At 66.7% G+C, this 14,756-nt stretch carries 13 protein-coding genes; 7 read left to right on the top strand and 6 right to left on the bottom strand.

The annotated features are described in order from the left end of the window. The first annotated feature begins 175 nt into the window (after positions 1 to 175). The 3 genes from pufB to DU475_RS04930 all read left to right on the top strand — a co-directional run bounded on the left by pufB (position 176) and on the right by DU475_RS04930 (position 1,093). Positions 176 to 331: a light-harvesting antenna LH1, beta subunit gene (gene pufB / locus DU475_RS04940; RefSeq protein ID WP_013503694.1), complete on the top strand. Its 156-nt coding sequence runs from the start codon at positions 176 to 178 to the stop codon at positions 329 to 331. A 12-nt stretch (positions 332 to 343) separates the two neighbouring features. Further along, positions 344 to 547, top strand: a complete 204-nt coding sequence (locus DU475_RS04935) for a light-harvesting protein (protein WP_164630986.1) — start codon at positions 344 to 346, stop codon at positions 545 to 547. Between the two features lie 327 nt (positions 548 to 874). Then, the gene (locus tag DU475_RS04930) at positions 875 to 1,093 is read left to right on the top strand and encodes a hypothetical protein (RefSeq protein ID WP_013504159.1); all 219 of its coding nucleotides are present in this window, start codon (positions 875 to 877) and stop codon (positions 1,091 to 1,093) included. Between the two features lie 651 nt (positions 1,094 to 1,744). On the opposite strand, the gene DU475_RS04925 is transcribed toward DU475_RS04930, so the two are convergent. The 3 genes from DU475_RS04925 to DU475_RS04915 all read right to left on the bottom strand — a co-directional run bounded on the left by DU475_RS04925 (position 1,745) and on the right by DU475_RS04915 (position 5,284). Then, complete coding sequence (locus DU475_RS04925) at positions 1,745 to 3,349, bottom strand: hypothetical protein (RefSeq protein ID WP_164630984.1); 1,605 nt, start codon at positions 3,347 to 3,349, stop codon at positions 1,745 to 1,747. A gap of 37 nt (positions 3,350 to 3,386) precedes the next feature. Further along, a complete protein-coding gene (locus tag DU475_RS04920; protein ID WP_013504161.1) occupies positions 3,387 to 4,679 on the bottom strand; it encodes an adenylosuccinate synthase in 1,293 nt (430 codons plus the stop codon). 293 nt (positions 4,680 to 4,972) lie between these two features. Beyond that, positions 4,973 to 5,284 carry a PilZ domain-containing protein gene (locus DU475_RS04915; RefSeq protein WP_013504162.1) on the bottom strand — a complete coding sequence of 104 codons (312 nt, stop codon included), beginning with the start codon at positions 5,282 to 5,284 and terminating at the stop codon, positions 4,973 to 4,975. Between the two features lie 390 nt (positions 5,285 to 5,674). On the opposite strand from DU475_RS04915, the gene DU475_RS04910 reads away from it, so the two are divergent. The 3 genes from DU475_RS04910 (at position 5,675) to DU475_RS04900 (ending at position 8,506) form a co-directional block, all read left to right on the top strand. After that, positions 5,675 to 6,499, top strand: coding sequence for an aldo/keto reductase (locus DU475_RS04910; protein ID WP_164630982.1), 825 nt, complete (start codon positions 5,675 to 5,677; stop codon positions 6,497 to 6,499). Positions 6,500 to 6,943: 444 nt separating this feature from the next. Continuing rightward, a complete protein-coding gene (ybaK, locus tag DU475_RS04905; protein ID WP_164630980.1) occupies positions 6,944 to 7,420 on the top strand; it encodes a Cys-tRNA(Pro) deacylase in 477 nt (158 codons plus the stop codon). 156 nt (positions 7,421 to 7,576) lie between these two features. Further along, complete coding sequence (locus DU475_RS04900; protein WP_013504165.1) at positions 7,577 to 8,506, top strand: DMT family transporter; 930 nt, start codon at positions 7,577 to 7,579, stop codon at positions 8,504 to 8,506. A gap of 22 nt (positions 8,507 to 8,528) precedes the next feature. Here the strand turns inward: DU475_RS04900 and DU475_RS04895 are convergent, their stop codons facing one another. Next, a complete protein-coding gene (locus tag DU475_RS04895) occupies positions 8,529 to 8,942 on the bottom strand; it encodes a DUF1330 domain-containing protein (RefSeq protein ID WP_047308641.1) in 414 nt (137 codons plus the stop codon). A gap of 234 nt (positions 8,943 to 9,176) precedes the next feature. Here DU475_RS04895 and DU475_RS04890 point away from each other — a divergent pair, with 234 nt between their 5' ends. Next, entirely contained in the window at positions 9,177 to 10,082 is a 906-nt protein-coding gene (locus DU475_RS04890; RefSeq protein ID WP_164630978.1) for a DMT family transporter, read from the top strand. Positions 10,083 to 10,097: 15 nt separating this feature from the next. Here the strand turns inward: DU475_RS04890 and DU475_RS04885 are convergent, their stop codons facing one another. Continuing rightward, positions 10,098 to 12,194, bottom strand: a complete 2,097-nt coding sequence (locus DU475_RS04885) for a methyl-accepting chemotaxis protein (protein ID WP_164630976.1) — start codon at positions 12,192 to 12,194, stop codon at positions 10,098 to 10,100. Between the two features lie 316 nt (positions 12,195 to 12,510). After that, positions 12,511 to 14,703 (bottom strand): methyl-accepting chemotaxis protein, encoded by a 2,193-nt coding sequence (locus DU475_RS04880; protein WP_164630974.1) that lies wholly within the window; start codon positions 14,701 to 14,703, stop codon positions 12,511 to 12,513. Between the last annotated feature and the right edge of the window lie 53 nt (positions 14,704 to 14,756).

Genomic DNA, 14,756 nt, shown 5'->3' with positions numbered 1-14,756 from the left:
ATTGGTGGAACGGACACGGAGGTCTCAACCGGGACCGAACGGGTCCGGAAGGTGGCGCGACAGCCTCGAGCGGCGGTCGCGAGCCCAACCGGATCTGGCGCCCCGGGCGCTGCTAGCAGCACTGACGCGTGCGAACCGCACGCAATGATCGAAGTCTCTCAGGAGGTTTTTTACAATGGCAGACGATCCGAACAAGGTCTGGCCGACCGGTCTGACGATCGCGGAGTCGGAAGAGCTCCACAAGCATGTGATCGACGGCACGCGCATCTTCGGTGCGATCGCCATCGTCGCGCATTTCCTGGCGTATGTTTATACGCCCTGGCTGCACTAAGGAGTATCGAACATGAATCAAGGTCGTATTTGGACCGTCGTGAACCCGGGCGTCGGCCTGCCGCTGCTGCTCGGCAGCGTCACCGTGATCGCGATCCTGGTGCATCTGGCGCTGATCAACAACACCACCTGGTTCCCGAAGTACTGGAACGGCGCCACCGTCGCCGCCCCGGCCGCTGCTGCGCCGGCGCCGGCCGCTCCGGCCGCCAAGAAGTAAGCTTCTTACTTCAACGAAGCTGACAAGACGCCTGTCGGCGCCCCTCGTGCGGGGGCTCCGGCAGGCGTTTTGTTTTGTCGCCGCATTGTCGCTGCACGAAGCGGGTGCGCGCGGAGCCGTCCTGCGGTTTTGGATTCGACCTAAACTGGAGCCATTCGAGGCGCCTTGTGGAACGGCGTTTGTTATTGTCCCGCAAGGGTTTTCGCGATTCATGAATTCGCCGTAACGGACTGCGAAATCCGCCCGCGTCACTGCAACTTCATCTGCGCTCCGCACTTGAGCCGCATTGGCTCGGCATGGTGCGCGCCGTAACTGAAGGAGACGACGATGACTGCCAACGAACCGCCGAAATTCGATCCCGAATACGTCGCGACGCTGCGCGAAGTGCTCGATATCGCGGTCGAGCAGATCGCGGCGGAGCACCGAACCCCGGCTACCAAGGCGATGATGGCGCAAATCATCGTGCAGAACGCGGCACGCGGCATCACCGACGCGCACGCGCTGGTCGACGACGCCGTCCGCGCCGGCGCGAGCGGCGCGCCGTAATCCACTCGTCACGCTTCATCCCCCACGCGCCGCGGCCTCCGCGGCGCGTTTTGATTCGGGGGATGCGTGGCATCTCGAAGCCACGCACGTTCTCCTACCCACCCGCCGTCGTTCCGGGATGCGTGCGAGAGCACGCAGCCCCGGAATCTCGCAGTGTTCTGCGTGCCGCGCGAAGCTGTCCATTCTGGGCGACGCTCGCTTCTGACGTCATCCCCGCGCAAGCGGGGATCCAATATCCCAGAGAGCTGGTGATTGGCACGGACGCTCTGGAATACTGGGTCGCCCGCCTGCGCGGGCGATGACGGGCGTTGTTATTTGCCGGCGTCGAGATTCCGGGTTCGGTCGCCAACGCGAGCGCCCCGGAATGTCTCGGGGAGAAGCCCGAGCAGTGAACGAACGCCACGCGCGCCCCTCTCCACCCGCCGTCATTCCGGGATGCGTGCGAGAGCACGCAGACCCGGAATCTGGAGATTGTAGCGAAGGAAGATGCAGCGGGCGCGCGGCCAGCGCCGCGCGATGCGACCTCAAGATTTCCGGGTTCGCTCGCTAACGCGAGCGCCCCGGAATGACTCTGTAGGTCGAACCGCAACTTGAAGGAATGGAAGCACGCAGGCCCCGCGCAAAAAGGCGCGGGCGCCCTACCCTTGCTAACTACTCGCCCCACGCCTTGAACGCGTCGTTGAAGGCGCGTTCGCCGGGGCCGCCTTTTTCGATCGCGATGATGGCGCGACGGCCGTTGCCATAGACGATCGGCACGTCGAACCAGGAGCGCTCCTTGAGGAGTTGCAGGTTGCGCGAGCGATCGGCTTCGACGTTGCTGAGGCCGACCAGGAAGAAGCCGTCGGTGACCTTGACGGCGAGGCCGGCGAGCGGCGTGCCGCGCGACTGCTCGTTGGACTTCATCAGGATGCCCGGCACGTTGGACACCCCGCCGCCCTGGAAATCGGCCGGCAGGATGAAGGTCAATTCCGCCGTGTGGCTGGCAGGCAGCGACGTGTCGGTATTGCGGCGGAACGACATCGTCATCTTGAACTGCCGCTCCGGCACCTCGATGTCGGCGCGCACCGCGATGTCGCCGCCGCCCTTGGCGCTGGCGCCCTTGACCTGCTCGGTCTTCCACACCACCGAGCCGACATACTGCTTGCCCTTCGGATCGTTCGGATCCTCGTCGTACAGCACCACACGCTGCGCCACCGGCGCGGCCTGCTCGGTCGACGGCTGGCCGACCCGATCGGTGATCTTCGGCCGCTCGGTCGACGGCGCCGGGGTGGCGGGCGCCGCGGTCTGGGTCGAGGGCGAGCGCATCAGCGACATCAGACTCGACACCACGCCCGGTCCCCAGACCAGACCGGCACCGATCAGCATCGCCACTACACCGATCACCAGCGCACTGCGGACCGGGAATTTCCATGGCGCGCGGGCCGGCTTGCGCTTGGGCTCGGCCGGCGGCCGCATCCCGGCCGGCGGCGGCGCATAGCGCGCGGCTTCGTCGATCGATTCGTCGTAGGCGTAGGGCGCGTCCGGATCGGAGCGGTTCTCCATCGTCGGCTCGAGCCGATCGAATTCCGGCGACGGCGCGACGTTGGCGTAGGTCTTCCGCGCCGCTCGATTGGCCTGAGCCGCTGCGTTGCCGAGGCCGTCGAGATCGGCAGTGACGTCGCGGAAGCCGCGCAGGCCGGGCGAATTGGCCGGCGGCGGCGGCTGGTTCGGCGGCGCACCGCGGCGCGGCGGCGTGGCGGGAGCACGGCCGGACAGCGGCGGCTCCGGCGGAATCGGCGGCGGATCGACCCGGAGGGTGCGCGACGGACGCTGCTCGGCGGGCTCTTCCGAAATCGGCTCATCGTCCGGCGCACGCGGGCGCACCGACGACGGCAACTCCGGCTCCGGCATCGAATTCGGCGCGGCGCCGCGATTGACCTGCGGCGGCGGATCACCGGGACGGCCGAGCGGCCGGCTGGAGGCACGCAGCGCATCGCCCGGGCGCGGCGCATCGCCGGGACGGCCGCGGCCCTTCAACTCGGCGCGGGCGGCATCGCGGGCGCGCTGCGCGGCTTCGGACTCGACCTTGCGCACCGCCTCTTCGAGCGCCAGACGCTCGCGGGTGATTTCCGATTCGGTCAGCGGAGGCTGCACGCCGCGCAACTGGGCGATCAGCGCCGCACGCGCGCGTTCGTAGATCGCACGCCGCTGCTCGCCCGGAGCACTCGGGTCCAGGCTCGAAATAGCGCGTGCGATCAGCGGATAGTAATCAGCCATCTCGACTCAATTTACGATGTCTTTCGGTAACACCTTATTAAGCCTCGAACGGATTCTGCACCAGAATTGTATCTTCGCGCTCCGGGCTGGTGGACAACAAAGCCACCGGACAGCCGACCAGTTCCTCGATGCGGCGGACGTATTTGATCGCCTGCGCCGGCAGCTCGGCCCACGAACGGGCGCCCGCGGTCGGCTCCTTCCAGCCTTCGATGGTCTCGTAGATCGGCTCGACCCGGGCCTGGGCGCCCTCGCCGGCCGGCAGATGGTCGATCTCCTTGCCGTCGAGACGATAGCCGACACAGACCTCGACGCTGTCGAAGCCGTCGAGAATGTCGAGCTTGGTCAGCGCCAGACCATGGATGCCGCAGGTCCGCACCGTCTGCCGCACCAGCACCGCGTCGAACCAGCCGCAGCGCCGCTTGCGCCCGGTGTTGACGCCGAACTCCTTGCCGCGGCGGCCGATCTCCTCGCCGATCTCGTTGAGGAGCTCGGTCGGGAACGGGCCGGCGCCGACGCGGGTGGTGTAGGCCTTGCAGATGCCGAGCACATAGCCGACCGCACCCGGGCCCATGCCGGTGCCGGTCGCCGCCTGCGCCGCCACCGTGTTGGACGAGGTGACGTAAGGATAGGTGCCGTGGTCGACGTCGAGCAGCGCGCCCTGTGCGCCCTCGAACAGGATACGCTTGCCCTCGCGGCGCTTGATGTCGAGCAGCCGCCACACCGTCTCGGCGTAAGGCAGAAGCTGCGGCGCCATCGCCATCAGGTCTTTCAGGATCGCGGCGCCGTCGAATTCCGGCAGATTGAAGCCGCGGCGCAGCGCGTTGTGGTGCGCCAGCAGGCGGTCGATCTTTTGCGGCAGCGTGTCCGGATCGGCGAGGTCCATCAGCCGGATCGCGCGGCGACCGACCTTGTCCTCATAGGCCGGGCCGATGCCGCGCTGGGTGGTGCCGATCGCACCGGCCTTGGCGGCGTTTTCGCGCAACGAATCGAGCTCGCGGTGCAGCGGCAGAATCAGCGTGACGTTCTCGGCGATGCGCAGATTGTCCGGCGAGATCGAAACGCCCTGACCCTGCAGCTTCTTGACCTCGTCGAGAAACGCCTGCGGATCGAACACCACGCCGTTGCCGATCACGCCGAGCTTCGACGGCCGCAGCACGCCCGACGGCAGCAGCGCCAGCTTGTAGGTCTCGCCGTTGATCACCAGCGTGTGGCCGGCATTGTGGCCGCCCTGGAAGCGGGCGACGATGTCCGCCTGCTCGGAGAGCCAATCGACGATCTTTCCCTTGCCTTCGTCGCCCCACTGGGCGCCGACCACGACGACATTGGCCATTTCGAGAAGGTTCCCCTGCCACTCTACCGGATGAAGCACGATCGCGGCGCGCCGGTGGCGACGATGACCGATCGGGCTCGCGCGCCCTGGCAATCGCGACCGCGGCCGCTCGCACGCGAGGCACGGCACCGGATATCGGAAGCCGGCCTACGACGCAAGCGAAAGGCCCACGCTACGCCACTGCAACACATTGTATCCCCTCTGAAATCCGCCGCCGTCTGGGATGAGGGCAGCACCCGGCACGCTGCGGCGCAGCGGCCGTCCCTGACCCAGGACAAGATACCGCTACGACTTCAAACGTGTGCCCGCAAACCTGGTGCCCGTCTGGCACCTTTGTGGACGGCGATGAAGCGTACCCCGATGGTATCGCCCTCCACCCGGACCAGCTCGCAGCGCCGATACGCCTTGCCGTTCGGCGTCAGCACCAGGAAGAATTCGCGCAGGTTGAGCCCGGCCATCGAGGTCTTCAGAATCAGCTTCGCGCCGGTCTGGGAGATGTCGGCAATGGCGCATTCGCGATGCCAGGTGCCATCGACGCCGATCATCACCGAATCGAGCGCGGCTTCGAACTTCACGCGCGGGTCTTTGCGGTCGCCATAGGTCACGCTCGGCTCCGTGCAATTCTTGGCGCCGCGACAACGTCGTCGCGGCCAATCGTCTTGCTTTGAAATCCTCGAACCGACGGACCGACGAGCCGCCCAGGGACTCGGGCTCGACAACCGACGACCGGCTCCTGGAACAACTACCCCCATCAGTTGTGGCGGATCGTATTTCACAACCACTTCTGATTGGTAAAATCCAATGCAGATGTCGGGCATTCGCATTCACGATGCGTTGACCTTATCTCCGGCGCCGGGCGCCTTTCCTCCGGGTGACGAGGCCGACCGGTCGCGCCGTCCGATCAAATCAGGACCGGCTCGGCGCACCTTGGGATTTGACGCGGTTCTTCAAGCGGGCTGGAGTCGCATTCACGCCAAGACGCTCCAGGAGACGACATGGACGGCATCAAGACCCAGGGACTCGACGTGCCCAAGCTCGGGCTCGGCACTTTCAAGCTGCAGGGCAAGGACTGCCACGATGCGGTGCTGACCGCGCTCGGCCTCGGCTATCGCCACATCGACACCGCCGAGATGTACGCCAACGAGGATTTCGTCGGTGACGCGCTGGAAGACACCGACGTGCCGCGCGACCAGATCCATCTCACCACCAAGGTGTGGTGGACCAATCTCGCGCCCGACGCGATCCGCAAGGCGTTCGACCAGAGCCTGCGCAAGCTGAAGACCGACTATGTCGACTTCTATCTGATCCACTGGCCGGCACCGGAGATGAATCTCGGCGCCGCGCTGGAGACGCTGCTGAAGATCAAGGACGAAGGCGGCGCCCGCGCGATCGGCGTCTGCAACTTCCCGGTGGCGCTGATGAAGCAGGCGGTGGACGAGATCGGCGCGCCGATCGCCTGCAACCAGGTCGAGTATCACGTGCTGCTCGGCCAGACCAAGCTGCTGCCCTATCTGCAGAGCAAACACATTCCGCTCACCGCCTACGCGCCGCTGGCGCAGGGCCGGCTGGCGTCCTATCCGGAATTGCAGCAGATCGCCGACAAGCACGGCGCCACCGCGGCGCAGGTGGCGCTGGCCTGGCTGCTGGAGCAGGACGGCGTGATGGCGATCCCGAAGGCGCGCAGCGAAGCCAGCCAGCGCAGCAATCTCGGCGCGCTGAAGATCAAGCTCGACTTCGACGACAAGGCGGTGATCGCCAAACTGCCGAAGAACCAGCGCTTCGTCACCCCGGCGTTCTCGCCGAAATGGGATGCGGAGTAACAGGCTTTCGCCGCGGCGCGCGTCGTCACCACACGCTCGTCATTCCGGGGCGCTCGCGGCCAGCGAGCGAGCCTAGAATCCGGAGGTGCTGGCCGACCCGCGGTGCTCCATAGCCGCGAGATTCCGGGTTCACGCGCTGACGCGCGTGCCCCGGAATGACGGCTAGTGGCCAGCACGAAGTAACAGCAGCCGCGCGCGTCTTCACCACACACCCGTCATTCCGGGGCGCGCGTCAGCGCGAACCCGGAATCCGGAGGTGCTGGCCGACCCGCGGTGCTCCATGGCCGCGAGATTCCGGGTTCGCTCGCTGGCGCGAGCGCCCCGGAATGACGGCGTGAGGAGACATGATGGCGTTGCATTGCGTCGGCTTGCGTGCAGTGACAATGTGCGCGCGGCGCGCGAGGCCTCTCCGCGCTGTCCTGCTAACTCCCCCGAGTCCTCACCATGTCGAAATCCACCCGCGCCACCCAGATGCTCGACAAGCTCGGCGTCGCGTTCAAGCTGCACAGCTACGACTATGACCCGAACGCCGAGGCGATCGGGCTGGCGGCTGCGGCAGCAGTGGGCGTCGAGCCGAAGCGGATGCTGAAGACGCTGATGGCCGAACTCGACGGCAAACCGGTGTGCGCGGTGATCGCCTCGGACAAGGAAGTCAGCATGAAGAAGCTGGCGGCCGCGCTCGGCGGCAAGAGTGCCAAGATGATGAAGCCGGCCGATGCCGAGCGGCTGACCGGCTATCATGTCGGCGGCATCTCGCCGTTCGGCCAGAAGAAACGCGTGCCGGTGGCGATCGACGAAGCCGCGCTCGCCGAGACTACGGTGTATCTGAATGGCGGCCAACGCGGCCTACAGATCGAACTCGATCCGAACGCCGCCGTCACCGCGCTCGGCGCCGTGGCCCGCCCGATCGCGGCGGATTGAGGCGCCATCCAATCGCCCCCGCATGCGCGCAATGCGTGCAGCCGGCTTGTGATCGGCGCGAAAACACGTATTGCTGTCGCAAACTCAAAGGGAGGCGGCGTTCGGCTCGTGCGGACACGGCGTGGCGTGCGCCGCCCTCAACCACCGAGCCGACCGATGACCACCACGACGCCCCCTGCCGAAACGCACCGCTTCGGCTGGATCTCCGACCAGCCCTATCTGCTGCTCAGCCTGACCTCGCTGTTCTGGGCCGGCAATGCCATTGTCGGCCGCGCCGTCGCCGGACATTTTCCGCCGGTGACGCTGTCGTTCCTGCGCTGGGCCGTCGCGTTCATGATCGTCGCGCCGTTCGCCTGGCGGCACCTGATCGCCGACTGGAAGGTGATCCGCCGCCATCTGCCGCTGATGGTGACGGTGTCGATCATCGGCATCTCGACCTTCAACACCCTGCAATACACCGCCCTGCAATACACCACGGCGCTCAACGTACTGCTGCTGCAATCCACCGCGCCGCTGTTCGTGGCGCTGTGGGCACTGATCGTGCTGCGCGCGCGGCTGACCGCGACGCAGGCGCTCGGCATCGCCGCCTCGATGATCGGCGTCGTGGTGATCATCCTGCACGGCAATATCGCCGAACTCGCCGCGATCGAACTCAACCTCGGCGACCTTTTGTTCATCGGGGCGCTCGCCACCTTCGGGCTGTACACCGCGCTGACGCAGAAGCGCCCGCAGATGCACGCGCTGTCGTTTCTCTCCTTCACCTTCGGCTGCGGCGCGCTGTTCCTGATCCCGCTTCAAATCTGGGAGCTGACCACCAGGCCGCTCCCGGCGTTCGACTGGTCCAATGTCGGCGCGCTGCTGTATGTCGCGGTGTTTCCATCGATCCTGGCCTATCTCTGTTACAACCGCGGCGTCCGGCTGATCGGCGCCAACCGTTCGGCGCCGTTCTTCCATCTGATTCCGGTGTTCGGCTCGGCGATGGCGATCGTGTTTCTCGGCGAACAGCCGCATCTCTACCACGCGGTCGGCTACGCCCTGGTGCTGACCGGCGTCATCGTCGCGGCGCGCAAGCCGAAAGCGAGCTGAGCGGACGCCCGTCTCTCCTGGCTCACTTGGCGGGAATGTGAAACTTGCTGAAGGCTTCGCGGGTGCAGATGATCAGATGGTCGGCGCAGGCGTTGCGGCGATGCGGCTCGCACTGGCTGAGATAGTCCGGGGACTGCATCATCGTCACGAAGGCTTCGACCGAGGGATAGTAGACCAGCGAAACGTAGTCCCAGGCCGCCCGGTCGCCGCCGCCGAGCGCCAGGCCCTTGGCGTTGCCGTTCCACAGCAGCATGCCGCCGTGGGTCTTGATCAGCGCCACCTTCTGCGAACTGTAGCGCAGATAGGCGTCCCAGCCGGTGCCCTCGCCGTCGGCGGACTGCTCGTGAAACCGCATCAGGTTCACCATCACCACCGGCCCGGGATCGTCGCGCTCCAGCGCCGTCAACCCTTCGATGTTCAGTTCGTCGATCTTCATGTCCGCCCCGTTCGATCTCCAACGCCAGCATGCGCAGATCGCCGGCGACGTGGTAGCCGATTCTCTGCCGCGGCAGGCCGCGCCGCAGCAACGCTCGCACCCCCGCAGCGCATGGAACTCACTTCGGGGCGCAAAGCTCCACCGCGCATGCCAGCAATCCGCCGCGCGCCTCTTTTGCGCCGACGTGAATTGAGGCACCAAAGCCGAAATGGTTCCCTCGCGCCGGCTCTCGATTTGATCGCCTGGTCCCGCTCCACTTTCGGCTGGCTCGCCCACCAGCCCTATCTGCTGCTCAGCCTGACCTCGCTGTTCTGGGCCGGCAACATCGTGCTCGGCCGCGCGGTCGCCGGCCACGTGCCGCCGGTGACGCTGAGCTGCGCGCGCTGGGTCGGCGCGATGGTGCTGCTGCTGCCGTTCGCCTGGCCGCATCTGCGGCACGATTGGCGCAAGCTGCGGGCGCATTGGAAGCTGATGATCGTGCTGTCGGCGACCGGCTTCGCGATCAACAACGCGTTGTCGTATTGGGGACTGCAATACACCCAGGCGCTCAACGCGCTGCTGATGCAATCCTCCGGGCCGCTGTTCGTGGCGCTGTGGTCGCTCTTGCTGTTCGGCGTGCGGCTGACCTGGATGCAGGCGGCCGGCATCGCGCTGTCGCTGCTCGGCGTGCTGACCATCATCCTGCGCGGCGACTTCGCGGCGCTGACCGCGATCGAACTCAACCGCGGCGACCTGATGGTGGCCGGCGCGCTGTGCGCGTTCGGGCTGTATTCGGCCCTGATGCCGAAGCGGCCGGCGACGCATCCGTTGTCGCTGATCGTGGTGACCACCGGCGGCGGCGCGCTGCTGCTGCTGCCGTTCGCGGCCTGGGAATACGCCAGCGGCGTGCGGCCGAGCGCCGACTGGCTGACGGCCGTCACCCTCGCCTATGTGGTGATCTTCCCGTCGATGCTGGCGTATCTGTGCTTCAACCGCGGCGTGGCGCTGATCGGGCCGAACCGCTCGGCGCCGTTTCTGCATCTGATGCCGGTGTTCGGCTCGGTGATGGCGATCGTGCTGCTCGGCGAAAAGCCGGAGCTGTTCCACCTCGCCGGCTACGCCATGGTGGTGGCCGGCGTGTTCATCGCCGCCCGCCGGTGACGAAACGCGCAGCCGTCAGGCCGCGCGCACCGTGTGCAGCAGCTTGCCGACTTCCAGCTTGAGCCGGTTGCTCTCGCCGGCGAGCGACTGCGCGGCATGCAGCACCTCGCCGGCCGCAGCGCCGGTGCCGCTGGCGCCGTGCTCGACTTCGACGATGTTCGACGACACCGCGTGGGTGCCTTCGGCCGCCTGCTGGATGTTGCGCGAAATCTCCCGCGTCGCCGCGCCCTGCTCTTCCACCGCCGAGGCGATGGTCGAGGCGATCTCCGACATCTTCTCGATGGTGCCGCCGATTCCCTTGATGGCTTCGACCGACTCGTGCGTCGCCGACTGGATGCTGGCGATCTGCTGACCGATCTCGCCGGTCGCCTTCGAGGTCTGCTCGGCCAGCGCCTTCACTTCGGCGGCCACTACGGCGAAGCCGCGGCCCGCCTCGCCGGCCCGCGCCGCCTCGATCGTGGCGTTGAGCGCCAGTAGGTTGGTCTGCTGCGCGATGGTGTTGATCAGTTCGACGACGTCGCCGATCCGCGCCGCGGCCTGTGATAATTCTTCGACCCGATGGTTCGTATAAGCCGCCTGCTCCACCGCGTCGGAGGCGATCTTCGCGGAGGCCTGCACCTGGCGGCTGATCTCTTCGACCGACGCGGTCATCTCTTCTGAAGCGGACGCCACCGACTGGACGTTGGTGGAGGCTTCTTCCGACGCGCCGGCGACCGTGACGGTGAGATGCTGGGCGCGCTCGGCATTGGCGTTCAGCGTCCCGGCGGAGGCTTCCAGCTCCGTCGCGGCGGACGACACCGCCTCGATGATCTCGCCGATCGCACCTTCGAAATCGTCGGCGAGCTTGTGCATGTCGGCGCGGCGCTGCGCAGCGACGATCGCGTCCTGGCGGATGCGGGCATCGGCCTCCTCCCGGGCCTTGGCTGCGGCGTGGACCTTGAGATCCTCGATCGCCTTCGCCATGTCGCCGATCTCGTCCTTGCGGTCGAGCCCCGGCAGGGTCAGATCGAGCTGCCCCTGCGCCAGCTTGTGCAGCGCGCCGCCGAGTTCGGCGAGCGGGCGCAGCACGCGGCGGAAGGTGATCCACAAGCTGATCACCACCAGTGCGCCGGCGGCGCCGAGCGCGGCCAGCGCCTGGATCAGCCGCGAACTGCTGCGGGCGGAATCCGCGGCAGCTTCGGCATCGGCCGCCCGGCCGATCGCGCCGGCGAGCTTGAGGATGGTCTCGACGCCGTCGGTGGCGCGCGCGATGTAGTCGCTGCCGCCGAGCGGATAGGCGCCGCTGTCGCCGGCAGCGAGCACGCTGCTGCGAACCTGCACATAGGTTCCGAAGTAATCAGTTTCGACGCCCCGGATCGCGTCGATCACCCCGGCCGGGGCGTCGCTGCGCTGCTTCAATGCGGCGATCATCGGCCAGGCCAGATCGATCTGTCCGCGGAACGCAGAGATCTCACCGATCTCCGCGGCCGTGAACTTGGACCGCGCGCTGATTTTGGCACCAAGATAGGCGCGCTCGCGCCCGGCATTCTCGGCCATTATCGCCGCCAGGTGCCGGAGCCGGATCATCTGCGCCAGCGCCACCGACGGCGGATCGGTCAGCGTCTCCAGCGTGCTGCGCAGCGACGTGCCGGCCGCATCAATGGCGCGGGTGATGATGCCGAAGGTTCCGCTCACCACCGCCGGATCGCGTGCGGACGCCGGCTTGGCGATCGCCTCATCCACACGCCGGCGCAGGGCGACATGGTCCTGCTGCGTGCGCTGAGCCTCGGCGATCGCAACGGCACCGGCCTTCATCTGCGGCACCTCGCCGATCAGCCGCAGCGCTTCCACAAAGGCGGTGTCGCCGGAATGCCGCGCCTTGGCGATGTCGGCGCGGCGCTCCGGGTCCGCGGGCTCCGGTCCGTTGAGCGCCGCGTTGCTGAGGCCACGCTCCAGAGCCCAACGGCCGGCGCTCTTCAACAACAATTGCGAGATGCGATTGACCTCGACGAAGGCTTCGGACTGGTGGCGGCGGACGACCGCGTCGCGGGCTTCGAAACCGGCGAGCGTTATGGCGGTGGCCGCCAGCGCGAGAACGATCAACGGCAGCAATACACGGATCTTGAGAGACATCGCTGGCTCCTGGTTGGCGCATTTCAAACGAGCGACGGCGACACGCGCCTGTTCCGGACATGGAACAGGCCGCGGGAAATCTCAGGGTCCGATTTCGATGGTGGGGTTCGCCGTTGAACGCCGGGCATCACGCCAATCGCGGCGGATCGATACTACCTGTGCGCGTATCAATCTTCGTTAATCGCGGGCTACGTATGAGTCCTCAGCGACGAAAGACGAAGGCCCTGTCGCTTGTTACTTACACCCTCAAAATACGGCGGCGCCGCCGTGCGAGACGGCGGCGCCGGGGTCGCTACCGCGACTGACGACAGCCAGGTCAGGCGGCGCGGATCGTGTCGAGGAAGCGGGCGACTTCGCGTCGGAGCAGATTGCTGTCGCCGGCGAGCGATTGCGCCGCCGCCAGCACCTGCGCCGACGCACTACCGGTCTCGCTGGCGCCGCGTTGCACGTCGGAGATGTTGCCGGTGACCTGGTTGGTGCCGCGCGAAGCCTGCTGGATGTTGCGCGAAATCTCCCGTGTGGCGGCGCCCTGCTGCTCGACCGCCGAGGCGATCGAGGCGGCGATCTCCGAGATGTGCCCGATGGTGTCGGTGATCTCCTTGATCGCCGTCACCGACTCGCCGGTGGCCGACTGGATGCCGCTGATCTGGGCGCTGATCTCGCCGGTGGCCTTGGCCGTCTGTTCGGCGAGCTGCTTGACCTCGGCGGCCACCACGGCGAAGCCGCGGCCGGCCTCGCCGGCGCGCGCCGCCTCGATCGTGGCGTTCAGCGCCAACAGGTTGGTCTGGCCGGCGATGGTGTTGATCAGCTCGACCACGTCGCCGATCCGCGTCGCGGCCCTGGCGAGCTCGCCGACCCGATCGTTGGTGGTCTGGGCCTGATGCACGGCTTCGGACGCGATCCGCGACGACTCCTGCACCTGCCGGCTGATCTCGTCGACCGACGCCGACATCTCCTCGGTGGCGGTGGCGACGGACTGCACGTTCGACGAGGCCTCTTCGGACGCCGAGGCGACCATCGAGGTCAATTGCTGCGAACGTTCGGCGGTGGACGTCAGTTTGCCGGCCGAGACTTCGAGTTCGGTCGAAGCGGACGACACCGTTTCGACGATCTTGCCGACCGCGGATTCGAACTTGTCGGCCATGTCGTTCATGTCGCGCCGGCGCGCCAGATCGGCGCTGGCCTGATCCTCCGCACGCTGCGCGATACTGCGCTTGAGCTCGCCCTGCATGGTGCGCAGCGAGGATGCGAGCACGCCGACCTCGTCGGCCTGTTCGATCGCCAGCTTCTGGTCGAGCTCGCCCTTGGCGATGCCGTCGGCGAAAGTGGCGCAGTCGCCGATCGGCCGGGCGATGCTGCGGGCCGCGAAAGCGATCACCGTGATGGCGAGCACCACCACCAGGATGCCAGTGCCGAGCTGCCAGAACATCGCCGAGTTGGCGCGGTCGTTCAGCGCGGTGTCGAGTTCATGGGCCGAGGCCAGCACCACGCTGCGCGGCACCGAGATCAGCACCGACCACGGCGTCCCGGTGCGCCCCACGGAGATCGGCGAGTAGATCTCGACGTTCTCCCACTTCGGATCGTCGAGCACCACTCCCTTGCCGTCCTTGACGATCGCCTGGCTCTCCGACCAGCGCGGATCGGCGTTCGACGCCGCCTTGCCGATCGATTCCGGATTGGCGCTGTTGGCGACGATCAGGCCGGTGTCATTGAGGATCGCGACCTTGCCCTTGCCGCCGAACAGCGAGCGGTTGGCCTGGGCGGCGAGCTTCTGCACGAAGTCGAGATTGTAGTCGGCGCCGGCAACGCCGACGAACTTGCCGTCGATCTTGATCGGCACCGACATGGTGGCCAGGAACACCGCCTTGCCTTGCACGATGTAGGGCAGCGGCCCGAGGATGTTCTCCTTGCCGGTCGCCTTCGGATTGATGAACCAGGCGCCCTTCACCAGACCGTTCGGATGCCGTTCCTGGCTGTCGTATTCGACCAGCGGCTGCAGCGCGATCGAGCCGCTGGCGCTGCGGGTCCAGTAGGGAAGGAAGCGGCCGGTGTTGTCCGACCCCATGGTCTGGCGGCCCTTGAACGCGACGTCGTTGCCGTCGAGAGCGTTCGGCTCCCAGGCCGAGTAAGTGCCGTTGAAGCCCGGGTTCTGCTCCAGCGTGTTCTTGAGCACCGCGTTGAGCTGAAGCCGGCGGTTGCCGTCGGTGGTGCCGGCGTTGTTGGGATCGGCCAGCACTTCGAACGCGTGCGCCATGTTCCGCGCGGAATCGAGTCCGAGGTCGAGTTCGGCCTTGATCACCGCGGCTTCGGAATTGGCACGATTGAGCAGGCTTTCCTTGGTCTGCTGATCGACCAGCTTCATCACTTCGGCGGCAACGTAGCGATGGGTGCTTTGCGCCGACAGCACGCTGTAGCCGATCAGGATCAGGCTGGCGCCGGTCAGGCAGAGGCCGGCGACCAATGCGATCTTGACCTGAATTTTGCGGATGGACTTGAACGAGAACGACATGAGGAACTCCTGGGAGAGCCTCAGACTGATCGCCGGCTGTTTGGAATTGCTTA

Origin of the sequence: Rhodopseudomonas sp. WA056 (genome assembly GCF_010906995.1) — a bacterium.
In the GTDB taxonomy this organism is placed as follows: domain Bacteria; phylum Pseudomonadota; class Alphaproteobacteria; order Rhizobiales; family Xanthobacteraceae; genus Rhodopseudomonas; species Rhodopseudomonas palustris_G.
Note: the sequence above shows the minus strand (reverse complement) of the source record. Positions and strands in the feature narration are given on the sequence as shown.